Source organism: Micromonospora sp. C31 (assembly GCF_018070575.1).
Lineage (GTDB): Bacteria > Actinomycetota > Actinomycetes > Mycobacteriales > Micromonosporaceae > Micromonospora.
This window is the reverse complement of sequence record NZ_JAGPXN010000010.1, coordinates 21,535-43,491: the sequence shown is the minus strand read 5'-3', so window position 1 is coordinate 43,491 and position 21,957 is coordinate 21,535. Positions and strand designations below refer to the sequence as shown.

General features: G+C 72.3%; 21 protein-coding genes. 11 read left to right on the top strand and 10 right to left on the bottom strand.

The window, feature by feature from the left end; genetic code table 11:
* The first annotated feature begins 13 nt into the window (after positions 1–13).
* The gene (locus KBX06_RS15310) at positions 14–1,597 is read left to right on the top strand and encodes an acyl-CoA carboxylase subunit beta (RefSeq protein WP_210835274.1); all 1,584 of its coding nucleotides are present in this window, start codon (positions 14–16) and stop codon (positions 1,595–1,597) included.
* A gap of 16 nt (positions 1,598–1,613) precedes the next feature.
* Here KBX06_RS15310 and KBX06_RS15305 read toward each other — a convergent pair whose 3' ends face one another.
* From KBX06_RS15305 to KBX06_RS15295, 3 genes are all read right to left on the bottom strand, one after another.
* A complete protein-coding gene (locus tag KBX06_RS15305; RefSeq protein ID WP_210835271.1) occupies positions 1,614–2,513 on the bottom strand; it encodes a hypothetical protein in 900 nt (299 codons plus the stop codon).
* The gene (locus KBX06_RS15300) at positions 2,506–3,006 is read right to left on the bottom strand and encodes a SigE family RNA polymerase sigma factor (RefSeq protein WP_210835270.1); all 501 of its coding nucleotides are present in this window, start codon (positions 3,004–3,006) and stop codon (positions 2,506–2,508) included. The genes KBX06_RS15305 and KBX06_RS15300 overlap by 8 nt, the downstream gene beginning before the upstream one ends.
* A gap of 75 nt (positions 3,007–3,081) precedes the next feature.
* Entirely contained in the window at positions 3,082–3,825 is a 744-nt protein-coding gene (locus KBX06_RS15295; RefSeq protein ID WP_210835267.1) for a M50 family metallopeptidase, read from the bottom strand.
* A gap of 101 nt (positions 3,826–3,926) precedes the next feature.
* Between KBX06_RS15295 and KBX06_RS15290 the strand changes: the two genes are divergently transcribed.
* Both KBX06_RS15290 and KBX06_RS15285 read left to right on the top strand, forming a co-directional pair.
* Positions 3,927–4,478 carry a Uma2 family endonuclease gene (locus tag KBX06_RS15290; RefSeq protein WP_307854641.1) on the top strand — a complete coding sequence of 184 codons (552 nt, stop codon included), beginning with the start codon at positions 3,927–3,929 and terminating at the stop codon, positions 4,476–4,478.
* Between the two features lie 129 nt (positions 4,479–4,607).
* Positions 4,608–5,360 (top strand): GH25 family lysozyme, encoded by a 753-nt coding sequence (locus KBX06_RS15285; RefSeq protein ID WP_210835265.1) that lies wholly within the window; start codon positions 4,608–4,610, stop codon positions 5,358–5,360.
* Positions 5,361–5,480: 120 nt separating this feature from the next.
* Here the strand turns inward: KBX06_RS15285 and KBX06_RS15280 are convergent, their stop codons facing one another.
* Together KBX06_RS15280 and KBX06_RS15275 are read right to left on the bottom strand one after the other, a co-directional pair.
* A complete protein-coding gene (locus KBX06_RS15280; protein ID WP_210835263.1) occupies positions 5,481–5,711 on the bottom strand; it encodes a hypothetical protein in 231 nt (76 codons plus the stop codon).
* A gap of 104 nt (positions 5,712–5,815) precedes the next feature.
* Positions 5,816–7,732: a serine/threonine-protein kinase gene (locus tag KBX06_RS15275; protein WP_210835261.1), complete on the bottom strand. Its 1,917-nt coding sequence runs from the start codon at positions 7,730–7,732 to the stop codon at positions 5,816–5,818.
* Positions 7,733–7,824: 92 nt separating this feature from the next.
* Between KBX06_RS15275 and KBX06_RS15270 the strand changes: the two genes are divergently transcribed.
* From KBX06_RS15270 to KBX06_RS15250, 5 genes are all read left to right on the top strand, one after another.
* Entirely contained in the window at positions 7,825–8,034 is a 210-nt protein-coding gene (locus KBX06_RS15270; protein WP_210835259.1) for an acyl-CoA carboxylase subunit epsilon, read from the top strand.
* 148 nt (positions 8,035–8,182) lie between these two features.
* Positions 8,183–8,659 carry a hypothetical protein gene (locus KBX06_RS15265; RefSeq protein WP_247685990.1) on the top strand — a complete coding sequence of 159 codons (477 nt, stop codon included), beginning with the start codon at positions 8,183–8,185 and terminating at the stop codon, positions 8,657–8,659.
* 1,450 nt (positions 8,660–10,109) lie between these two features.
* Positions 10,110–11,207 (top strand): S8 family serine peptidase, encoded by a 1,098-nt coding sequence (locus KBX06_RS15260; protein ID WP_210835255.1) that lies wholly within the window; start codon positions 10,110–10,112, stop codon positions 11,205–11,207.
* Between the two features lie 110 nt (positions 11,208–11,317).
* Positions 11,318–11,974: a nucleoside triphosphate pyrophosphatase gene (locus tag KBX06_RS15255; protein WP_210835253.1), complete on the top strand. Its 657-nt coding sequence runs from the start codon at positions 11,318–11,320 to the stop codon at positions 11,972–11,974.
* A gap of 9 nt (positions 11,975–11,983) precedes the next feature.
* Positions 11,984–12,637: an O-methyltransferase gene (locus KBX06_RS15250; protein ID WP_210835250.1), complete on the top strand. Its 654-nt coding sequence runs from the start codon at positions 11,984–11,986 to the stop codon at positions 12,635–12,637.
* A gap of 90 nt (positions 12,638–12,727) precedes the next feature.
* On the opposite strand, the gene KBX06_RS15245 is transcribed toward KBX06_RS15250, so the two are convergent.
* From KBX06_RS15245 to KBX06_RS15235, 3 genes are all read right to left on the bottom strand, one after another.
* Positions 12,728–14,113, bottom strand: a complete 1,386-nt coding sequence (locus KBX06_RS15245) for a sugar MFS transporter (protein WP_210835248.1) — start codon at positions 14,111–14,113, stop codon at positions 12,728–12,730.
* Positions 14,114–14,234: 121 nt separating this feature from the next.
* A complete protein-coding gene (locus KBX06_RS15240) occupies positions 14,235–14,990 on the bottom strand; it encodes an ABC transporter permease (protein ID WP_210835246.1) in 756 nt (251 codons plus the stop codon).
* 21 nt (positions 14,991–15,011) lie between these two features.
* Positions 15,012–15,971, bottom strand: a complete 960-nt coding sequence (locus KBX06_RS15235; RefSeq protein WP_210835244.1) for an ATP-binding cassette domain-containing protein — start codon at positions 15,969–15,971, stop codon at positions 15,012–15,014.
* 236 nt (positions 15,972–16,207) lie between these two features.
* Here KBX06_RS15235 and KBX06_RS15230 point away from each other — a divergent pair, with 236 nt between their 5' ends.
* The gene (locus tag KBX06_RS15230) at positions 16,208–17,959 is read left to right on the top strand and encodes a biotin carboxylase N-terminal domain-containing protein (protein ID WP_210835242.1); all 1,752 of its coding nucleotides are present in this window, start codon (positions 16,208–16,210) and stop codon (positions 17,957–17,959) included.
* 101 nt (positions 17,960–18,060) lie between these two features.
* On the opposite strand, the gene KBX06_RS15225 is transcribed toward KBX06_RS15230, so the two are convergent.
* Positions 18,061–18,948, bottom strand: coding sequence for a LysR family transcriptional regulator ArgP (locus KBX06_RS15225; protein ID WP_210835614.1), 888 nt, complete (start codon positions 18,946–18,948; stop codon positions 18,061–18,063).
* Positions 18,949–19,044: 96 nt separating this feature from the next.
* Here KBX06_RS15225 and KBX06_RS15220 point away from each other — a divergent pair, with 96 nt between their 5' ends.
* Both KBX06_RS15220 and KBX06_RS15215 read left to right on the top strand, forming a co-directional pair.
* Complete coding sequence (locus KBX06_RS15220; RefSeq protein ID WP_210835612.1) at positions 19,045–19,641, top strand: LysE family transporter; 597 nt, start codon at positions 19,045–19,047, stop codon at positions 19,639–19,641.
* An 83-nt stretch (positions 19,642–19,724) separates the two neighbouring features.
* Positions 19,725–21,164: a GuaB1 family IMP dehydrogenase-related protein gene (locus KBX06_RS15215; protein WP_210835240.1), complete on the top strand. Its 1,440-nt coding sequence runs from the start codon at positions 19,725–19,727 to the stop codon at positions 21,162–21,164.
* Between the two features lie 212 nt (positions 21,165–21,376).
* Here KBX06_RS15215 and KBX06_RS15210 read toward each other — a convergent pair whose 3' ends face one another.
* Positions 21,377–21,946 (bottom strand): TetR/AcrR family transcriptional regulator, encoded by a 570-nt coding sequence (locus KBX06_RS15210; RefSeq protein ID WP_210835238.1) that lies wholly within the window; start codon positions 21,944–21,946, stop codon positions 21,377–21,379.
* Positions 21,947–21,957: the final 11 nt, after the last annotated feature.

Sequence of the window (21,957 nt, the reverse complement as noted above, 5' to 3'; positions counted from 1 at the left end):
TTATATTCCCAGGGTGACTACCGAGACCGGGATCAACATCCACAGCACCGCGGGCAAGCTGGCCGACCTGGATCGGCGGGTCGACGAGGCGGTGCACGCCGGGTCGGCGCGCGCGGTCGAGAAGCAGCACGCGAGGGGCAAGAAGACCGCCCGCGAGCGCATCGAGATGCTCCTCGACGAGGGCTCCTTCGTCGAGCTGGACGAGCTGGCCCGGCACCGGTCCACCAACTTCGGCCTGGCGAAGACCCGCCCGTACGGCGACGGCGTCATCACCGGCTACGGCACCATCGACGGCCGGCAGGTTTGCGTCTTCGCACAGGACTTCACCGTCTTCGGCGGCTCCCTCGGCGAGGTCTTCGGCGAGAAGATCGTCAAGGTGATGGATCTGGCCATGAAGATCGGCTGCCCGGTCGTCGGCATCAACGACTCCGGGGGCGCGCGCATCCAGGAGGGCGTCGCCTCGCTCGGCCTCTACGGCGAGATCTTCTTCCGCAACGTACGGGCCAGCGGTGTCATCCCGCAGATCTCGCTGATCATGGGTCCGTGCGCCGGCGGCGCCGTCTACTCCCCGGCGGTCACCGACTTCACCGTGATGGTCGACCAGACCTCGCACATGTTCATCACCGGCCCGGACGTCATCAAGACGGTCACCGGCGAGGACGTGGGCATGGAGGAACTGGGCGGCGCCCGTACGCACAACTCGCGCAGCGGCAACGCGCACTACCTCGCCGGCGACGAGCAGGACGCGGTCGACTACGTCAAGGCGCTGCTGTCGTACCTGCCGTCGAACAACCTGGACGAGCCGGTGGTCTTCGACGCGCCCGCCGACCTCGACGTCAGCGAGGAGGACCGGGAGCTGGACACGCTGATCCCCGACTCGGCGAACCAGCCGTACGACATGCACCGCGTGCTCGAGCACGTCCTCGACGACGGCGAGTTCCTGGAGGTCCAGCCGCTCTACGCGCAGAACATCGTCGTCGGCTACGGCCGGGTCGAGGGCCGGCCGGTCGGCGTGGTCGCCAACCAGCCGATGCACTTCGCCGGCACCCTGGACATCGCCGCCTCGGAGAAGGCCGCCCGGTTCGTACGCACCTGCGACGCGTTCAACATCCCGGTGCTGACCTTCGTGGACGTCCCCGGCTTCCTGCCCGGCACCGGCCAGGAGTGGGACGGCATCATCCGCCGGGGCGCGAAGCTCATCTACGCGTACGCCGAGGCCACCGTTCCGAAGGTCACCGTGATCACCCGCAAGGCGTACGGCGGGGCGTACGACGTGATGGGCTCCAAGCACCTCGGCGCGGACCTGAACTTCGCGTGGCCGACCGCGCAGATCGCGGTGATGGGCGCGCAGGGCGCGGTGAACATCCTCTACCGCTCCGAGCTGGCCGCCGCCGAGGACCCGGCAGCCGTGCGGGCCGAGAAGATCGCCGAGTACGAGGACACCCTCGCCAACCCGTACATCGCGGCGGAGCGCGGCTACGTGGACAGCGTCATCCCGCCGCACGAGACGCGCACCCAGGTCGTCCGCGCGCTGCGGATGCTGCGTACCAAGCGCGAGACCCTGCCGCCGAAGAAGCACGGCAACATCCCGCTCTGACCCCGGCCGCGCCGGCTCAGCAGCCCGGGTTCGCCCACGGGCACAGCCGGCGTGCCGCCGTCCTGCCCAGCGTCGTGAGGTCGGCGTAACTCAGGCCCCGCTGCCGGGCGCCGTCGACCGTGTCCTGCAGGGCGTCGTCCTGCAGGGCGATCACGGTCACCAGGTCGCCGACCCGCACCAGCAGGGTGACCTCGACCGACGTGGCGGCGGCCAGCACCTTGCCGCTGTCCCGGTCACGAGGGGCCAGCGACACGTGGCGCAACATCACGGACTGGTCTCCGGCGAAGCCGCCGACCGCTGTCTCCCACCGGTGCGTGGCGACGGTGGCCACCTGCCGGCCGCCCAGGTACGCGGACCCGGCGAGCTGCCACTCGGCGCAGGGGTTGAGCAGCAGCCCGACCATGCCGAAGACCAACCGTCCCTGGCCCGGGTCGAGCCGGTAGACGTCCTGGGTGAGCGCCGGGCCGCGCGCCGTCGCGTCCTCCTCGAGCCAGAGCAGGGTCTGGGAGCGCGAGTAGCGGGAGGTGGGCGCCGCTGACGGCACGTCCCGTTCCCGGCCGCAGGCCTCCAGCACTGGGTCGATCCGCACCGGTTCCGCCAGTCCCGACCCGCCGAGCAGCACGCCGGTCTTCAGCGGCACGTCCACCGGCCTGAGCAGAGCCTCCTGCGGGATCTCCGCCGGCGTGACGGCGGCCGGCGACCCGGCGGTGACGGCGGCCGGGGGAGCCGGCGGCACCGAGCGCCCGTTCACCGCGTACGCGGAGCCCGACGCCACGACGAGCACCGCGACGGCCGCCAGCATCGACGTACGCCTGCTGCGCCTGCGGGCCCGGGCGCGGATCTCCGCCGGCTCCGGCCAGCGGACGTCGCGCAGCTCCCGGTGCACCTGTTCGACGAACGTCATCTCGTCACGCATCGGCGGCCTCCTCCAGTTCAGAGACGGCGAGCAGCCCGGCGAGCGCGGCCCGCCCCCGGGAGAGTCGAGCCTTGACGGTGCCCACCGGGGCGGCCGTCTGTCGGGCCACCTCGGCGACCGGCATGCCGACCAGGTAGTAGAGCGCGATGGCGGTGCGCTGCTCCTCGGGAAGCCGGCGCAGGGCGGTGACCACCTCGACGGTGGCGGTGTCCGGGCCGGGCACGCTCTCGTTGGCGCCGTGCCGCAGGTAGGCGCGGGCCCGGCTGCGCAGGCTGCGCCACCGGCTGACCGCGATCCGGCTCGCCACCACCCGCACCCACGCCTCCGGCTCGTCGTATCCGCTCACCGTCGACCAGCGCTGCCAGGCCCGGATGTACGCCTCCTGCACGGCGTCCTGTGCCTCGGCAAGGTCGCCGGTGAGCGCGTAGACGAAGCCGAGCATCCGTTGCCGGCTGCTCCGGTAGAACTCGTCGAACCCGTCGACGTCCGGCACCTGCTACCTCCCCGTGACGGTCGCAGGGGACACGCGTCCGACGGTGCCGCGGGTTGCCTGGTCAGCCGATCATTTTCAGAGGGTGAGGCCGGCGTCGGTGAGGATCGGGCCGGCGAGCAGCAGCGCGCCGGCGCCGAGGGCGACCAGGTTGACCAGGGCGAAGACGGTGACCCAGAAGAACGCGGGCAGCGGGGTGAGGCCGGCGAGCTGGTCGGCGTCGGAGGCGGGCATCCGCCCTCGGGAGCGCAGCCGTTGCAGCTCGACCACCGGCCGCACTCCGCCGAGCAGCAGGAACCACACCCCTGCGTACGCGAAGGCCGCCTGCACCTGCGGTGAGGCGTACCAGGAGACGGCGAGCACCAACCCGCCGGTGACCAGCAGCGACACCACGCCGAAGACGTTGCGGATCATGACCAGCATGGCCAGCAGCAGCGCCACGGCGACCCAGAGCAGCAGGGTGATCCGGTTGCCGGCGAGCAGCCACGCGCCGGCCAGCCCGACCAGCGGCGGGGCGACGTAGCCGGCGAGCAGGGTGAGGATCATTCCCGGGCCGGTGGGCCGGCCGGCGGAGAGGGTGAGCCCCGAGGTGTCGGAGTGCAGCCGGATGCCGTGCAGGCGGCGGCCGGTGAGCAGGGCGGCCAGCGCGTGCCCGCCCTCGTGGGCGATCGTGATCGCGTTGCGGGCGATCCGCCAGGGCAGGCGGGTGCTGACCACCACCAGCGCGACGACGGCGGTCAGCAGCACCAGCAGGGGCGGCGGGTCCGGCTGCGCCGCGAACAGCTTGTCCCAGAGACCGCCGAGCCAGTCGATCGACACCATGGGGCGCGAGCCTACCGGCCCCGACCTGTGTCGCTGCGCCCTCGTCGGTCCGTATCGTGTGAAGCTGACCTGGTGGCGATCGAAGCGGGAGGTGGACGCCGGTGAGCGCGGCACCCCTGGAACCCCACATCGGCCTGTGGACCGAGGCCGAGTACCTCGCCATGGGCGAGACGCCGAACCGGATCGAGTTGCTCGACGGGAGCCTGATCGTGAGCCCTGCTCCGAGCAAGCGACACCAGTTGGTGTCGTGGAGCCTGACGAACAGCCTGCGGCTGGCCGCGCTGCCGCAGGGTCTACTGGTCTTCGAGGCGGTGAACGTCCGGCTCGGCGTCGACCGCATCGTCATCCCCGACGTGGTGGTGGCCGACACCGACGACGAGGGCATTGTGGTCGAGGCGGGCGAGGTCGTCCTCGTCTGCGAGATCGTGTCGCCGGGGAACGCGGCCGCCGACCGGTTGGTCAAGATGCAGCTCTACGCGATCGCCGGGATCCCGTGGTACCTGCTGGTCGAGCAGGACGGGGCCGGCCACTCGCTGCGGCTGCACCGGCTCGACGGCACGCACTACGTCGAGGAGCAGGTCGCGAAGCCGGGCGAGGAACTCAACCTGGCCGAGCCGATCCGCTGGCGCGTCGACCCGGCCTCGCTGCGCTGAGGCGGAGACCCGCTCGGGGCGGTGGTCGACTTCCACCGATCCTGAAGATTTCCTTAGCCCCCCTTGCCATTCGGGGCACTTACCTCCAAAGATGAACGTCTATAAATTCCGGCGTCCTTGGAGGCATCCATGACCCGTACCGGAACATCCCTGCGGCGGCTGTTGGCCACCGCCCTCGCGGCCCTCGCCACCGCGGCGGCGGGGCTTGTCGCGACCGCCACCCCGGCAGCCGCGGCCACCACGCCCGGCATCGACGTGTCCCACTGGCAGGGCGCCATCAACTGGACCAGCGTCCGCAACGCGGGCATCCAGTTCGCCTACATCAAGGCCACCGAGGGCACCAGCTACAAGGACCCGAGGTTCAACACGAACTACGTGGCCGCCTACAACGCCGGCGTCATCCGGGGGGCGTACCACTTCGCCCGGCCCAACATCTCCTCCGGGTCGGTCCAGGCGAACTACCTGGCCTCCAACGGCGGCGCCTGGTCGGCGGACAGCCGGACCCTCCCGGCCGCGCTGGACCTCGAAGCCAACCCGTACGCCGGCGGCTACTGCTACGGCCTGAGCACGACCGGCATGCGGAACTGGGTCCAGGACTTCCTCAACACCTACCGCGCCCGCACCGGCCGCTACGCCGTCATCTACACCACCACGAGCTTCTGGAACCAGTGCACCGGCAACTGGACGGCACCGTGGGCGAACCACCCGCTCTGGGTCGCCCGCTGGTCGAGCACGGTCGGCGCGCTGCCGGCCGGGGCGCCGTTCTGGAGCTTCTGGCAGTACACCGACCGGGGCAGCGTCGCAGGCATCAGCGGCGGGGTCGACCGCAACCACTGGAACGGTGACCGGAGCCGACTGATCGCGCTGGCCAACAACACCTGACCTGAGTCGCCGGGGGAGGCTTGGCGGCAGCGGGATCGGTCGCGACCACACGGTCGACGACTGGTCCGGCTGCCGCCACGCCGCTGTCGCCGGCGTACCGTCGCCGGCCGGATCGCCGCCTCAGGCCCGCCGTCGGGCCGGCACGACAACGGTCGCCGCGTGCTCGCGGGCGAGCGCACCCCGCCGGGCGAGGCGCCAGGCACCCACCCCGGCGAGGGTGACGGTGACGACGCTGAGCAGTGCGAACAGCAGCGGCAGGCCGGCGGCGGTGAGCAGCAGGACGATGTCGCCGAGGGCCACGAGCATCCACAGTGCCACTCGGGGCCGGGCGTTCCTGAGTCGGTATCCCATGTCGTACCCTCCCTTCCCTCGTGACGGTCAGGTACCCCGTACGGCGGAGGGTCATGCGAGTCGATCCCGCAGCGGGGCGTGAATCCCGGGGTTCAGTCCCCGGATCAGTCCTTGCGGTCGGGCACGAAGCCCTTGGCGATCCGGTCGAAGTTGGCCAGGTTGGCCTGCCAGTCCTTCTCGGCGACCTCCCAGCGCAGGGCGTAGCCCCGGTTGCTGGCCGTCACGAAGCCCCGGTTGCGCACGTGGATCCGCGTGCCGTCGCGGGTCTCCAACCACTCCCAGTCCGCGCAGGTCTTGAAGTAGTCGCAGCGCCTGATGCTCAGGTACTGGTAGTTGTTGACCAACTTCCTGCGACCGGGCTCGATGCGCTTCCAGTCGGCGTACGCGTCCGACTTCGGCGTCGAGGTCCACTGCACCAGCAGCTCGCCCACCCCGCCGGGCTCGTCGAAGACGACGGTGTTCGACCCGGCGTTGCGGCGCACCCAGTCCGCCGGCAGCGGCAGCGCGAAGCCGGCCGGGTCCTTGTGCAGCTTCCAGCCCGCCGGCAGTGCGTCCGGCGTCGGGGAGGGGGTGGCCGACGGCGTCGGGCTCGGTGCGGCGCTCGTGGGCGGGGCCGGTGCGGAGGACTGCGGCGGCTGCCCCTGCGAGGTCGCCGCGCCGGTCGGGTCGGCCTGCGGTGCGCCGCCGCCGTCCCCACCGTCGCCGCCGGTCAGCATCGGCACGACCACCACGAGGCCGAGCAGCAGGAGCGCCACCACCACGCCGATCAGCACGTTGCGGCGGGTGTTGTCGGGCTTCGTACCGTCGGACGCCACGACCGTCGCCCGGCCGGACGGCGGACCCACCGGCGGGGGCATCACCGAGGTGGGATTCGCCGGCTTGGCGGACGCCGGCTCCACCGGCTCGGCCCTCGTGTCGTCGAGCGCCGGCTTCGGCGGGTCGACCTTCGCGGTCGGGGCCGAGTCCGAGGTCGACGGTCCGACCTTGGCGGTCGGCCCGACGTCCGACGCCGCGTCCCCGGCCGTCGACGCCGCGGCGGCACCGGCCGTCGCCAGCGGCGCACGCGGGGCCGGCGGGCTGACCGGCTTGTCGGACCCGTCCTCGGCCGGTCGCGGCGCCGGCACCAGCGGCGGGCGCGGCTCACGCGGGCCGTTCGGCCCCGGCCGGCGTACGCCGTCGAGCAGCGGGATGGTCCGAGTGCGCTTGCCGCCGGCGCGGCGCAACAACTTCTCCGCCACCTCGGCGGTGATCCGCTCCTTCGGGTCCTTGCGCAGCAGGCCGTTGAGCACCGGCTTGAGCGGCCCGGCGTTCTTCGGCGGCGGCATCGGCTCGGTGGCGAGCGCCGCCAGGGTGGCGATCGCCGACGGCCGCGCGTACGGCGACTTGCCCTCGACCGCCGCGTAGAGGGTGGCGCCCAGCGACCAGAGGTCGGCCTCCGGCCCGGCGGTGCCCTCGCGGGCCCGCTCCGGCGAGATGTACGCGGGCGAGCCGAGCACCATTCCCGTGCGGGTCACGTTCGGGTCGCCGGGGATCGTGGCGAGACCGAAATCGGTCAGCACCACCCGGCCGTCGTCGCCGAGCAGCACGTTGCCGGGCTTGACGTCGCGGTGCATCACGCCGGCCTTGTGCGCCGACCTGAGCGCCGCCAGCACGCCCAGGCCGATCTCCACGGCACGCGCCGGCGTCACCGGGCCGTCCTCGGCGAGGGTGTCCTGCAAGGACTTCGACGCCACGTACTCCATGACGATCCACGGGTCGCCGTCGGTGCGCAGCACGTCGAAGATGCGGACCACGTTCATGTGGTTGAGCCGGGCGATGGCCCGCGCCTCACGCAGGGAGCGCTCCCGCATCTCGCGGCGCTCCTCGTCGGTGAGGCTGGGCGGCGGGACGAGTTCCTTGATCGCCACGTCCCGGTGCAGCACCTCGTCGCGCGCCTTCCACACCCGACCCATGCCACCCTGACCGAGCGGCGAGAGAAGCCGGTATCGGTCAGCGACAAGTTGGGGCAGCGCGTTCGACATCGCCCAGACGGTACCCGCAGCCGACGACCCTCACACCGCCGGCACGCCACTGTGCGGTTCAGGTCAACCTCTGCGGCGCGTACGCTGGCGCCATGTCTGCCGAAGAGCCGCTGTTCCGGGTCGTCCGCGGGGTCCCCACGGCCGAGGAGCTGGCCGCGCTGGTGGGCGCGATCGTCGTACGCTCCCGCCCGGCCGCCGCGAACCCTCCGGTCGCCGCGTCCGCCTGGGCGCGCTCCGGCCGACCCGCCGCGGCGGCGGTCGCCGGCCCCGGGGCGTGGTGGGCGTCCGGCCTGCCCCGCTGACTTTTCCGCCTTTTCCGCACGAATCACCGCAGCTCGGCGCCCCTGCACGTCTACGGGGTGGCCGGTGCGTGCCGGGGCGGGGCTGCCGACACGCCCGAAGACCCATTAACCTCACTCACGGAAACGGCGCAGTGACGGACAGGGAGGGCTGATGATCCCCGAGGAGGACGGTCCAGCGTCCTGGCTCCGCGGCTACGGCGGCATCGAGGCCGACATCCGCCAGCTCCGCGAGTTCGCCGACAAGCTACAGGCCGAGGTGGAACGCAACTACGCCCCGCACCTGTCCTACATCGCGGCGGACATGACGGCGCCGGTGCCCAACCCGGCCGACGCGTTCATCGAGCTGGTCAACTTCCTGCGCGCACACCACGAGACCCAGCAGGCCACTACGGACATGGTCTGGGGCGTCCGCGACGCCACCGGCCACCTGGCCGTCGCCGCCGGCACCGTCGCCACCCGCTACACCGGCTCCGACGCCTTCGCCTCCGCGCGCGTGACCGACGTCGAGCGGGCCCTCACCAATCCGGCTGCCACAGCGCCTCGCGGTGCGCCGCCGGCGCTGCACGATCCCACCGGGCCGGAGCCCGCGCCGGGGCAGGGACAAGGTCCGGTGGTGCTGCCATGATCGAGCGGGGCACCGGCGGCCGTACGTCCGCCCTCACCGACTGGCGACTGATGGACGTCACCACCATGTGGGCCTGCCTCCAGGACCACGACACCACCAACCACTGGAAGCAGGTCGCCGGCTGGCGCAAGGTCTGCGACCTCGCCCGGACCCACCTGAGCCGGCTCCAGGAATACCGCAAAGGGCTGGCGGAGGCATGGCCCCCGGAGACCAACGAGGCCGCCAAGGCCTACATCCGCGAACTGGACGAACTGATCGACAAGGTGCAGCGCACGCACGACGCCGCCAGCGCCAACTACACCGCGCTCTCCGCCGCCACCCAGGCCATCAGCACCACCCGGGCGGAACTCAGGAAGATCTACGAGACGTACGCCGTCAAGGTCCAGGAGAAGCAGACGTACGAGGCGACCCTCGCCGACCCGAAGGCGGCCATGGGCAGCCGGGTCCCCGACCGCCCGGTGACGGACGCCGACCTGGAACGGCTCAACGTCCAGGCGCGCGGCATCATGTACGGCCTCAGCGGCGAACTCCAGCAAGCCCAGGTAATGCTCCGCCAACCACCGCCCGTCAGGCCATCTAGGGACCCGGGAGACCCGAATATCTATGGAGGCTCGGCTGCTGTTCCGGTAATTCCGCCAATCGTGCCAGTTCCTGTAATGACATCCACTGGCCAGCCATTGCCTAGTCGGCCGTCGGGTTCCGTTCGACCCGCCCATACCCCTACTGCGCCGAACGCCGGTCCCGTCTTGGGCGGGGCTGGTACTGGGTTGACACCAACGCCTATCAGTCCGGGGCTGCCATCCACCGCGCCTCCGACATCCCCTAATCCGCCTCCGGCCAACGGGGGCATACCGACCCTGCCAACAGGACCAACCCGGTCTGGTGTCCACGGGCCGTCCCCTAGGCCCGTTACCGAGGGCGCCGGCAATGGCAACCAAGCACGCTCAACACCACCTACCCCCGCCCGAGCCATGCCACCTGGTGGGCTGATCGGAGGAACCCCCGGAATGGGGCTAGGGCAATCTGGCACGAGCAACCAACCACGACGCGTAAATCCGATCGGAGGAGTAATCGGCGGCGGTGCAGGCACCGCACCAACGGGCGGCGCTGGCTCTCGACCCGGTGGCGGTCGCGGCATTGGGTCGCACAGCATTCCTCCCATCGGAGGCACTCCCTTAGGAGGTCGGGCAGGGTCCGGCACGAGCGGATTTTCCCCGAACTTCGGGCGACGAGAGCGACCTAGTGAAGACACCCGTCGTTGGGACCCCGATCACCCGTGGGAGACAGACCAGGGCGTTTCCCCGGTTGTTCGTCCGCCCGACGAGGAGGGCCCGCTCGACCCAGGGCCAGCCATCGGCTTGAATAAGTGACACTGCGAGCGCTTCGCGGCCTGTTGGCGTTGGCGGTTGTGTGGGTGGGTCTACCAGCCACACAGTCAGCCATTGCGTCGATGCCTCCTCCATTGGCACTACAGCCGAGCGGCGGCGATCGAGTTCGCAGCGATCAGTGGCACCTGCGCTACTTGAACGTCCAATCAGCGCACCAGCTTACTCAGGGGAACAGCGTTACTGTTGCCGTTCCAGACACCGGCGTTTATCCACATCCCGACCTCCACATGAATCTTCTTACAGGGATTGACATCATCGCTGGCGGCAGCGGAAACGGGCAACGAGATCGCAATAGCCATGGCACTGGCATGGCGGGCCTGATCGCTGCACACGGGCAGGGAAATGCAACCGGCGCACTCGGCATCGCACCGAAGGCTAAAATCCTCCCCCTTTATGACACTCCAGCAGGAGGCGACGGCCACCCCGACTCCCTAGCTCAGAGCATCGAGTATGCGATAAATAACGGCGCCGACATAATTAGCATCTCCAACGTGGGCAGTACTAGCCCTCGCCTTAACCAAGCGGTACGCACGGCGCTGGCGTCCAATATCGTTGTGGTGGCAGCGGCCGGAAATAGGCCAGAGGATAATCGCGTGGGTTACCCAGCGTCCGAGGAAGGCGTGATCGCAGTCGGCGGAGTTGATCGGCTCGGCCAGCGGGCCTCAGTGTCAGTCACCGGACCGGAGATCGACGTGGTCGCTCCAGCAGTCGACATCTTCAGCACTAGCATCGACGGCAAGTATCGCAGAGGCACCGGCACATCGAACGCAACTGCGATCGTCGCTGGGGCCGTCGCGTTGATCAGGTCGAAGTACCCGTACCTGCCTGCCTCCGAGGTGGTGCACCGGCTGACGGCTACCGCGATCGACAAGGGCCCCCCGGGACGGGACGACGAGTACGGGCACGGGGTCATTGACCTGGTGGCGGCGTTGACGGCTGACGTACCGCCGCTGGGTTTTGGTTCGGCGACGGCGAGCGCGCCGGCCCCCACCGCGGGAACCACGACGGCGGTTGCGGAGCCGGCGGGCGACGGGAACGGCGGGGCGACGACCCGTGGCCTGGTCACCCTCGGCGTGATCGTGGCAGCGGGCGGCGCGTGGACGTTCATTGCCCGTCGGCGTCGCCGTGGCGACGACCCGCCGCCCCGCATCAGTCGCTGAGCCGCCCTGACGATCGACGGGCGAAGGAGTCCGCGAGGCGGGACGGGCAACAGGCCGACACGGCCCCGCCGGAGGCGGTGCCGTCCCGGCCAGCCGGTAACGTCGGCGACGTGCCGAAGTCCATTCCGCTCCGCCTCGTGCTCGCCTCGGCGAGCCCTGCCCGCCGCAAGATTCTCCAGGCCGCCGGGATCGAACCGGACGTGCTGGTCAGCGGCGTCGACGAGTCCCTCGTCGTCACCGAGCGGGCCGAGGAACTCTGCCTCGAACTGGCCCGGATGAAGGCGCAGGCCGTGCTCACCCGGCTGCGGCCAGCCGACGACCAGCGGACGCTGGTGATCGGGTGCGACTCGGTGCTGGCCTTCGACGGGGAGATCCTCGGCAAGCCGGCGGACGCGGCGGACGCCACCCGGCGCTGGGAGCGGATGCGCGGGCGCAGCGGTGTGCTGCACAGCGGGCACTGCCTGGTCGACGTCGAGGCGGGACGGCGGGCCGAGGCGGTCGCCTCCACCGTCGTGCACTTCGCCGACGTCAGCGACGACGAGATCGCCACGTACGTGGGTACGGGCGAGCCACTGGCCGTGGCGGGTGCCTTCACGATCGACGGGCTGGGTGGGCCGTTCGTGGAGCGCATCGAGGGCGACCCGAGCACGGTCATCGGGCTCAGTCTGCCGGTGCTGCGCCGCCTCCTCGCCGAGTTGGGCCTGCGGGTCACCGATCTGTGGACGAAGGTCGCGCCCGGCAACCAGACGGTCGAACCGCTCGGCTAGCGTCCGTTCATGACCACCAAGTCGATCCCGCTCACGTCGGAACTGCACGCGTACCTGGTCTCGCACGGTGCGCCACCGGACGAGATCATGCGGGACCTGGCTGAGGAGACTCGCGCGGCCCTGCCGCACGACGCACAGATGCAGGTCGCGCCGGAGCAGGCCGCCTTCCTGACGTTCCTCACCCGGCTGCTCGGGGTGCGGCAGGCCGTCGAGGTGGGCACGTTCACCGGCCTGTCCTCGCTGGCGATCGCCCGGGGGCTGCCCGAGGGCGGGCGGCTGACCTGCTTCGACATCTCGGCGGAGTTCACCGGCATCGCGCGGCGCTACTGGGCCCGCGCCGGCGTCGACGACCGCATCGAGCTGCGCATCGGCCCGGCTGGCGACACGCTGCGTGAGCTGCCCCACGAGCGTCACCTGGACTTCGCGTTCATCGACGCCGACAAGACCGGGTACCCGATCTACTGGGCGGAGCTGGTGCCCCGGATGCGCCCCGGCGGGGTGATCGCGGTCGACAACGTGCTGCGGGGTGGCCGGGTGATCGCCCCACAGAACGCCGACGACCGGGCCATCGCCGCGTTCAACGACGAGGTGCTCGCCGACGTCCGCGTCGACGCCGTGATGCTCCCGGTCGCCGACGGCCTCACCCTGGCCCGGGTGCACTGACGCGGCCAACCGGCCCCGCCCTGAGCGAGATCCACGGGGGCGTGAGATCCGAGCAGGGCGTCGAGAGCCGGCGGAGACGCCGCAGGGGCGTCAGGCAGGGGCCGGGGTCCGTACCTCGGCGGCAGCCGGGCGCAGGGCGCGGCCCAGTCGGGCGGCGAGCAGCGCGGCCGCCGCGATGAAGGCCGGCAGCAGCAGGAAAGCCAGGTGCGGGCCGACCCCGTCGGCCACCCAGCCGAGCGCGACCGGCGCGATCCCGAAGCCGACCCCCATCGAGTACGACGCCCAACCGGCCGCCCGGTCCGCGGCCGGCCCGGCGACAGCGAGCGCGATCGAGATGGCCAGTGGGTAGTGCAGGGCGTTGCCGAGGCCGAGGACGACCAGGCCGGTGACGGCGAGCCAGCCCACCGGTGCGATCCAGAAGAGCGCGAAGCCGGCCAGCGACACGCCCAGCGCGGCCAGCAGCAGCGGCACGGGCCGGTACCGCAGGGCGAAGCGGCCCCCGACGAGCCGGCCCACGAACATGCCGCAGACGATCGCGGCGACGGCGGCCGAGGCGCCGCCGGCCGCCATCCCGGCGTGCGAGCGGAGCACGTCGGCGGTCCAGAGCGACAGGCAGACCTCGATCGAGCCGGTGACCGCCATCAGCACCCAGGCGATCCAGTACGCCGGCGGCAGCCGCCGACCCCACCGGTGGGCGCCGGACGCCGTGCCGGCACCCGGATTCGAGGCGGCGTCGACACCAGCGGCAACCGTCGAGCCCACGGCCACACCCGAGGCGGCATCGACACCAGCGGCAACCGTGGAGCCCACGGCTGCACCCGGGGCCACGTCGACACCGGCGGGGACGGTCAGGGCGGCTTCGGCTGGGTCGCCGGCCGACGGAGCACCGGGAGCCGCGGCAGCGGGGGCGGGGCCCGGCAGGCGTACGCGGAAGGTCAGGGCGGCGAGCGCGACCAGCGCGATCAGGCCGACCTCGACGGCCATCGCCGGTCGCCAGCCCCATCCTGCGTCCACGCTGGCGCCGATGACCAGCGGGGCGAGGATGCCGGCGCCGGCACAGGCGGCGTTGGCCTCGGTCAGCGCGGCGGGCGCGCCGGTGCCGTGCCGGTCGGTGAGCACCACGGACACGCCGCTGATCACCAGCATGCCGAAGGTGGCGATCACCGCGACGGCGGTGATGGTGACGGGCAGGGTGCGGACGACGCCCAGGGCGGCGACGCCGGCCGCCACGCCGGTCAGGCCGGTCCAGATCGCCCGCCCCCGGCCGAACCGGCGGGCCAGGGGTGCGAAGAGCGCCCCGCCGGCCAGCGCGCCGACGGCGATGCCGGTGCTGTGCAGGCCGGCGACGGCGGCCGAGGTGCCCTGTTCGTCGCGGAGCAGCGGCACGACCGGCCCGAAGCCGTAGAGGAAGAAGCCCCACAGCCCGAGCTGGGCGTAGGTCAGCCAGGTGAACCGGTCACGGGTGAGGCGGGGCACCGGCCTCACGCTACAAGCGTCGTGACTGCGCCCCGCCCCTGGTGAGAGGCAGCTCTCCCCTGCCGATAGGAAGGGACCCTTCCTCTACATGAGGCGTTAACAAGGTGCCCTTCCTTACCCCTCACCGGACGCTGCGCGCGAACTGCCGGGCGGCCCAGACGACGCCGGCGGCGGCGAGGACCGCGATGATGCCCAGGCCCTGCCAGACCCTGTCGTCGCCGAGGTCGCCGGCGAAGAGGGCCCGGGTGCCGTCGACCGCCCAGGAGAACGGGTTCCACTCGGCGACGCCCTGGAGCCAGCCGGGGGCGAAGGTGAGCGGCAGCAGGATGCCGGAGAGCAGCAGCACGGGCTGGGCCACGGTGTTCATCAGCGGGGCCAGCGCGTCCTCGCTCTTGACCTTGAGCGCGATGCCGTAGGAGACGGCCGAGGTCATCAGCGCGATCAGGGCGAGCATGAGGTACGCCAGCAGCAGGTCGACGAGGGCGACTCGCAGGTCGAACAGGAGCGCGAGCAGGGTGATGATGACCGCCTGCACGATGAGCGACACCACGTCGCGCAGCGAGCGGCCGAGCAGCAGGGCGAGCCGGCTGACCGGGGTGACCCGGGATCGTTCGATGACCCCGGCCCGCAATTCGGCGATCAGGCCGAAGCCCTGGAACAGACCGCCGAAGATGGCCAGCAGCACCAGCAGGCCCGGTACGAAGATCTTGTAGGCCGCCGCCTGGGTGGGCGCGTTCAGCGCCGGCTTGAGCAGCGGGGCGAAGAGCAGCAGGTACATCACCGGCTGGAAGACCCCGACGAAGACCCAGATGGGGTTGCGCAGCAGCAGGTGCAGCTGGCGCTGGAAGATCAGCCAGGTGTCACGGGCGAATTTCATGAGGTGTCTCCGGTCTGCGGATCAGGACTCGCGCAGCGAGCGGCCGGTCTTGGTGAGGAAGACGTCGTCGAGGCTGGGCCGGTGCAGCTCGATGGACCGGAGCCCGAGGTCGGCGGTGTCGAGGCGGCGCAGGATCTGCGGGATGGCGGTCGCGCCCTCGTCGACGTAGAGGCGCAGCCCGCCCTCGTCGACGGTCTCCAGCTTGTTGACGTACGGCTCGCCGTCGAGCAGTTGCGCGGCCTGCGGGGTGGCCGCGGCGTCGAGCCCGACCAGCACGACGTCACCGGAGATCTCGCGCTTCAGCTCCGTCGGGGTGCCCTCCGCGACCACCTCGCCGTGATCCGTGATCGCGATCCGGTCGCAGAGCGCGTCGGCCTCCTCCAGGTAGTGGGTGGTGATGAAGACGGTCACGCCGTCGGCCCGCAGCCGGCGGATCTCGTCCCACATGTGCGCCCGGCTCTGCGGGTCGAGGCCGGTCGTCGGCTCGTCCAGGAAGACGATCCTCGGCTCGTGGATGATGCCGAGGGCGATCTCCACCCGCCGGCGCTGACCGCCGGAGTAGGTCTTGCACCTGCGGTCGGCGTACTCGGTGAGCTGGAAGGCGTCGAGGGCGCGGGCGGCCCGCCGGTGCGCGTCGGCCTTGTTGATGCCGTACATCCGGGCGTGCAGGACGAGTTCCTCCCGGGCGGTGGACTCGTCCCAGGTGCTGCCGCCCTGGGCGACGTAGCCGATGCGGCGGCGCACCTCGGCCGGGTCCTTGCGCAGGTCGACCCCGGCGACGGTGGCCTCGCCGCCGTCCGGCTCGATGAGGGTGGCCAGCATCCGCAGGGTGGTGGTCTTGCCGGCGCCGTTGGGACCCAGGAAGCCGAAGATCTCCCCCTCGGCGACCTTCAGGTCGACCCCGCGCACCGCGTCGACGGTCTTCGTCCGGCGGCCCTCTCGGGAGCGGAAGGACTTCCGCAACCCGCTGGTCTCGATCATCTCTGCTCCTGGTCGTCCGGGCCGGTGCCGCCGGCCACCTGTCTGCCCCGCGGAGACGACGCCGGGCGGCATGCTCCTCCGGGGCACCCGAGGGAGGCAGACACCGGATGAGCGTATTAAGCAAGTTTGACCGAGGCGCGGCTCGGCAGTGCGACATCCCACACTGAGCGATCGTTAGGGTCGCCAGGGTGGCCGATACACTCCCGGTCAGTGACCCTCCGGGAGGAGCCAGCAAGGTGCGCAAGGTACTCATCGCCAACCGCGGCGAGATCGCCGTCCGCGTCATCCGCGCCTGTCGCGACGCCGGCCTCGGCAGCGTCGCCGTCTACGCGGACTCCGACCGCGACGCCCTGCACGCCACGCTGGCCGACGAGGCGTACGCGCTCGGCGGAGACAGCGCCACCGAGACGTATCTACGCATCGACAAGCTGCTGGAGGTCGCCGCGAAGGCCGGGGCCGACGCCGTCCACCCCGGCTACGGATTCCTCTCCGAGAACGCCGACTTCGCCCAGGCCGTCATCGACGCCGGGCTGACCTGGATCGGCCCCACCCCGCAGGCCATCCGGGACCTCGGTGACAAGGTCACCGCCCGGCACATCGCCCAGCGCGCCGGCGCACCCCTGGTGCCCGGCACCCCCGACCCCGTCGGCGGCCCCGACGAGGTGCTGGCGTTCGCCGTCGACCACGGCCTGCCGGTCGCCATCAAGGCCGCCTTCGGTGGCGGCGGGCGCGGGCTCAAGGTGGCCCGCACCATGGAGGAGATCCCGCACCTGTTCGAGTCGGCCACCCGCGAGGCGGTCGCGGCGTTCGGCCGGGGCGAGTGCTTCGTCGAGCGCTACCTCGACAAGCCCCGCCACGTCGAGGCGCAGGTGCTGGCCGACCGGCACGGCAACGTGATCGTGGTCGGCACGCGCGACTGCTCGCTCCAGCGGCGGCACCAGAAGCTCGTCGAGGAGGCCCCCGCGCCGTTCCTCACCGACGCGCAGCGCACCCAGATCCACGACAGCGCCAAGGCGATCTGCCGGGAGGCGGGCTACCACGGCGCCGGCACGGTCGAATACCTGGTCGGCGCCGACGGCACCATCTCCTTCCTTGAGGTCAACACCCGCCTCCAGGTCGAGCACCCGGTCACCGAGGAGACCGCCGGCATCGACCTGGTGCGCGAGCAGTTCCGGATCGCCGACGGCGAAAAGCTGCGCCGCACCGAGGACCCGACCCCGCGCGGGCACTCCATCGAGTTCCGGATCAACGGCGAGGACCCGGGCCGCAGCTTCCTGCCCGCGCCCGGCACGGTCACCGCGCTGCGGCTGCCCACCGGCCCCGGCGTCCGGGTCGACACCGGCATCTCCGCCGGCGACGTGATCGGCGGCAACTTCGACTCGCTGCTGGCCAAGGTGATCGTCACCGGCGAGACGCGTACCGAGGCGCTGGAGCGGGCCCGCCGCGCCCTGGACGAGATGGTCGTCGAGGGCATGGCCACCGCGCTGCCGTTCCACCGGCTGGTGGTCCGGGACGAGGCGTTCACCGCTGAGCCGTTCACCGTGCACACCCGCTGGATCGAGACCGAGTTCGACAACACCGTCCCGCCGTTCACCGCCGCCGCCGGTGCCAGCGAGGCGCCGGCCGAGCGCGAGACCGTCGTGGTCGAGGTCGGCGGCAAGCGGCTGGAGGTCAGCCTCCCCGCCGGCCTCGGCGGGGGTACGGCCGCCGCCGCGCCCGCCGCGCGCAAGCCGGCCCGTCGGGGCGGCGGGGCCAAGGCCGGCGTCGCGGTCAGCGGCGACGCGCTCACCTCCCCGATGCAGGGCACCATCGTGAAGATCGCGGTCGCCGACGGCGACACCGTCGCCGAGGGTGACCTGGTCGTGGTGCTGGAGGCGATGAAGATGGAGCAGCCGCTGCACGCCCACAAGGCGGGCACGGTCAGCGGCCTCGCGGCCGAGGTCGGCGCCGTCATCACCGCCGGCGCAGCGATCTGCACCATCGCCTGAGGTGCAAGGAAGGGCACCTTCCTAACGTTTCCGGTAGAGGAAGGGCCCCTTCCCAACGCGCGAGCGCGGACCAGCCCCGCCGTTACGCCAGCCCGGCGGTGTCAGCGCAACTCGGCGCCGGCCACCGCCCGGACGGCGGCCGTCAACGCGTCCAGCGTGGTCGAGTCCACCCGCCAGTGCTGCCAGTACAACGGGCGGTCCAGGTGGCGCCCGGCGCCGAGGTCGACGCAGCGTCCGGCGGCGATGTCGGCGCGGGCGATCCGTTCCGGGACCATCCCCCAGCCGAGCCCGAGCCGCACCGCCTCGTTGAAGCCGTCGAAGGACGGGACGTAGTGGATCGGCGGGTCGAGCCGGCGCCGGGTGACCGTACGGGCGAAGCGCTGCTGGAGCTGGTCCTTACGGTCGAACGCCATCGCCGGCGCCGACGCGAGGGCGGCCTCGGTGAGACCGTCGGGGAAGTGCCGGGCGGCGAACCCTGCCTCGGCCAGCGCGACGTACCGCATGGCGCCCAGCCGCTCCACCCGGCAGCCCTGCACGGCCTCGCGCTGCGCGGTCACGGCGGCCATCGCCGTGCCGTCGCGGACCAGTTCCGCGGTGTGGTGCTCGTCGTCGCGGCGGACGTCGAACAGGAGCGCCAGCTCGGTCGGCAGTCGCGCCAGCGCGCCGACGAACCAGGTGCCCAGCGAGTCCCCGTTCGCCACGACCGTCACCCGGGTGGGTACGGGCCCGCCGACGGCGGGCCGGGCGGCGTCCAGCGCCTCGCGTTCCAGCAGGGCGACCTGCCCGGCCAGCCGCAGCAGCGGCCGACCCGCGTCCGTGGCCCCGCACGGCTTCGTCCGCCGGACGAGCACCTGCCCGACGGCCTGCTCCAGCGCCTTGATCCGTTGGCTGACGGCCGAGGGCGTGACGTGCAGGGACCGCGCCGCCGCCTCGAAGCTGCCCTCGCGGACCACCGCCGCGAACGTCCGGAGCTGCGTGGTGTCCAGCATGATGAAGCTGAGCTTACCCAGCATCAGGATCCTTAGCTGGGCTGCATCCCGTGCGGCTCGTAGCCTCGGTGCGTGCCCGACATCCTCAGCAGCTCCGTGGTCGGCTCCGCCGTCGCCGGTTTCTCACTCGCCATCGCGCTGATCGCCGCCATCGGCGCGCAGAACGCCTTCGTCCTGCGGCAGGGCCTGCGCCGCGAGCACGTCCTGCCGGTCGTCGCCGTCTGCGCCGCGTCCGACGCGCTGCTCATCGCGCTCGGCATCGCCGGCATGGGCAGCGCGACGGCGGAGCATCCCACCGCCCTCACCGCCGTCCGCTGGCTCGGCGCCGCGTTCCTGCTCGGGTACGCCGCGCTGGCCGCCCGCCGCGCGCTGCGCCCCGGCGCGCTCTCCCCCGCCGACCGGCCGCCGGCCACGCTCGGGGCGACGCTGCTGGCCTGCCTCGCGTTCACCTACCTCAACCCGCACGTTTACCTCGACACCGTCCTGCTGCTCGGCGGAGTGGCCCGCCAGCACCCGCACCACTGGGTCTTCGGCGCGGGCGCCGCGCTGGCCAGCGTGGTCTGGTTCACGGTCCTCGGCGCCGCCGCCCACCGGCTCGCGCCCGTGCTGGCCCGTCCGGTGGCGTGGCGGATCATCGACGGCACGGTCGCCCTCGTGCTGGTCGCGGTCGCGGCCAGCCTGCTGCTCGACTGACAGTGCGGTCTTCCGGGAACCGGTCGGGGTGTTTTCGGCTACCACCGGGGGCGCGGGTGGGGGCGGGCGGGAATGATGGCGACGTGCGGTTCCTTCACGGCGCGGCCCCCGCGCACGACCTGACCTACAACGACGTCTTCATGGCGCCCGCCCGTTCCGAGGTGGGCTCGCGACTCGACGTCGACCTGGCCACCACCGACGGCACGGGCACCACCATCCCGCTGGTGGTGTCGAACATGACGGCGGTGGCCGGCCGCCGGATGGCCGAGACGGTCGCCCGGCGCGGCGCGATCGCGGTCATCCCGCAGGACATCCCCATGGAGGTGGTGGCGAACGTGGTCGCCTGGGTCAAGCGGCGGCACCTGGTGCACGACACGGCCATCACGCTGGGGCCGACGGACACCGTCGGCGACGCGATCCACCTGTTGCCGAAGCGGTCGCACGGTGCGGTGGTGGTGATCGACGACGAGAGCCGGCCGGTGGGCGTGGTGACCGAGGCCGACACGATCAGCGTGGACCGCTTCGCCCAGCTCCGGCACGTGATGTCCACCGAGCTGCACACCGTGCCGGACGACGCGGACCCGCGTACCGGCTTCGACCGGCTCTCGGCGGGCCGGCGCCGGCTCGCCCCGGTGGTCGACGCCGAGGGGCGCCTGGTCGGGGTGCTGACCCGGCAGGGCGCGCTGCGGGCCACCCTCTACCGGCCGGCCCTGGACGACCGGGGCCGGCTGCGGATCGCCGCCGCCGTGGGCATCAACGGCGACGTGACGGGCAAGGCGGCGGCGCTGCTGGAGGCGGGGGTGGACACGCTGGTCGTGGACACCGCGCACGGCCACCAGGAGCGGATGATCAGCGCCCTGCGGGCGGTCCGGGCGTTGGACCCGGCGGTCCCGGTCGCGGCCGGCAACGTGGTGACCGCCGAGGGCGTACGCGACCTCGTACGGGCGGGAGCCGACATCGTCAAGGTCGGCGTCGGCCCGGGTGCGATGTGCACCACCCGGATGATGACCGGGGTGGGGCGACCGCAGTTCTCCGCCGTGCTCGACTGTGCCGCGGCGGCCCACCAGCTCGGCCGGCACGTCTGGGCCGACGGCGGGGTGCGCCATCCGCGCGACGTGGCGCTGGCGCTGGCCGCCGGGGCTTCGAACGTGATGATCGGCTCCTGGTTCGCCGGTACGTACGAGTCCCCGGGCGACCTGTACACCGACGCCGACGGCCGGCGCTACAAGGAGAGCTTCGGCATGGCCTCGGCGCGGGCGGTCAGCGCGCGGACGGCCGACGACAGCACGTACGACCGGGCCCGCAAGGCGGTCTTCGAGGAGGGCATCTCCTCGGCGCGGATGTACCTGGACCCGGCCCGGCCGGGCGTGGAGGACCTGATCGACGAGATCATCGCGGGGGTGCGGAGCGCCTTCACCTACGCGGGCGCGCGGGACCTCGCCGAGTTCCACGAGCGGGCCCTGGTCGGCGTGCAGAGCACGGCCGGCTACACCGAGGGGATGCCGCTGCCCACCAGCTGGTGACCGCACCACCGACCGGCCGACCCACCCCCGACGCGCACCGCGGACCCGACGCACCGCGGACCCGACGTGCACCGCGGACCCGACGCGCACCGCGGACCCGCGCGCACCGCCGGCCCGACGCGCACCACGAACCCGACGCGCACCGCGGACCCGCGCGCACCGCGGACCCGCGCGCACCGGGCCCCGGCGGAGGGCGGGCCGCCCGGGTTGGTTCAGGGCCTCGGGAAGAGGCGGTGGATCACGTCGCGGGCGGCCGCCCGGGGGTCGTCGCCGACCCGGGGCGGCAGTGCGCCCGAGAGCCAGAGCGTGGCGAAACCGTGCACGATGGACCAGGCCGCCAGCGCGTCGCCCTGCGGGTCCTGCGCCGTCGGACGCCCCTCGGGCAGCGCGGCGACGCCCGAGTGCAGCGCGTCGCCGGCTCGCTGGCGGGCCGCCACCAGCTCGTGCGCGTCGCAGCGGTAGAGGTCCGGCCGGAACATCACCTCGAAGTGCGCGCGGTGGTCGACCGCGAAGCCGACGTACGCGACGCCCCTGTCGAGCAGGTCGCCGCCGGCGGCGTGCAGCGCCTCGGCCAGCAGCCGGTAGCCCTCGGTGGCGAGGGCGGTCAGCAGCCCGGACTTGTCGCCGAAGTGGTGTGCGGGGGCGGCGTGCGAGACGCCCGCCCGGCGGGCCAGGTCACGCAGGCTCAGTGCCGCGGGGCCGGATTCCTCGATCACCCGCACCGCCGCCGCGAGCAGGACGCGACGCAGGTCCCCGTGGTGGTAGCCACGCGTTCCGGTCATGACCCGATCAT

What these genes read in the sequence shown, in the direction of transcription:
- KBX06_RS15295 (WP_210835267.1), bottom strand. Translation starts at nt 3,825, where the DNA reads ATGGTGTCGATCGACTGGCTCGGCGGTCTCTGGGACAAGCTGTTCGCG.
- KBX06_RS15275 (WP_210835261.1), bottom strand. Translation starts at nt 7,732, where the DNA reads ATGTCGAACGCGCTGCCCCAACTTGTCGCTGACCGATACCGGCTTCTC.
- KBX06_RS15270 (WP_210835259.1), top strand. Translation starts at nt 7,825, where the DNA reads ATGTCTGCCGAAGAGCCGCTGTTCCGGGTCGTCCGCGGGGTCCCCACG.
- KBX06_RS15210 (WP_210835238.1), bottom strand. Translation starts at nt 21,946, where the DNA reads ATGACCGGAACGCGTGGCTACCACCACGGGGACCTGCGTCGCGTCCTG.
- KBX06_RS15250 (WP_210835250.1), top strand. Translation starts at nt 11,984, where the DNA reads ATGACCACCAAGTCGATCCCGCTCACGTCGGAACTGCACGCGTACCTG.
- KBX06_RS15225 (WP_210835614.1), bottom strand. Translation starts at nt 18,948, where the DNA reads ATGCTGGACACCACGCAGCTCCGGACGTTCGCGGCGGTGGTCCGCGAG.
- KBX06_RS15305 (WP_210835271.1), bottom strand. Translation starts at nt 2,513, where the DNA reads ATGCGTGACGAGATGACGTTCGTCGAACAGGTGCACCGGGAGCTGCGC.
- KBX06_RS15285 (WP_210835265.1), top strand. Translation starts at nt 4,608, where the DNA reads ATGACCCGTACCGGAACATCCCTGCGGCGGCTGTTGGCCACCGCCCTC.
- KBX06_RS15235 (WP_210835244.1), bottom strand. Translation starts at nt 15,971, where the DNA reads ATGATCGAGACCAGCGGGTTGCGGAAGTCCTTCCGCTCCCGAGAGGGC.
- KBX06_RS15260 (WP_210835255.1), top strand. Translation starts at nt 10,110, where the DNA reads ATGCCTCCTCCATTGGCACTACAGCCGAGCGGCGGCGATCGAGTTCGC.
- KBX06_RS15240 (WP_210835246.1), bottom strand. Translation starts at nt 14,990, where the DNA reads ATGAAATTCGCCCGTGACACCTGGCTGATCTTCCAGCGCCAGCTGCAC.
- KBX06_RS15280 (WP_210835263.1), bottom strand. Translation starts at nt 5,711, where the DNA reads ATGGGATACCGACTCAGGAACGCCCGGCCCCGAGTGGCACTGTGGATG.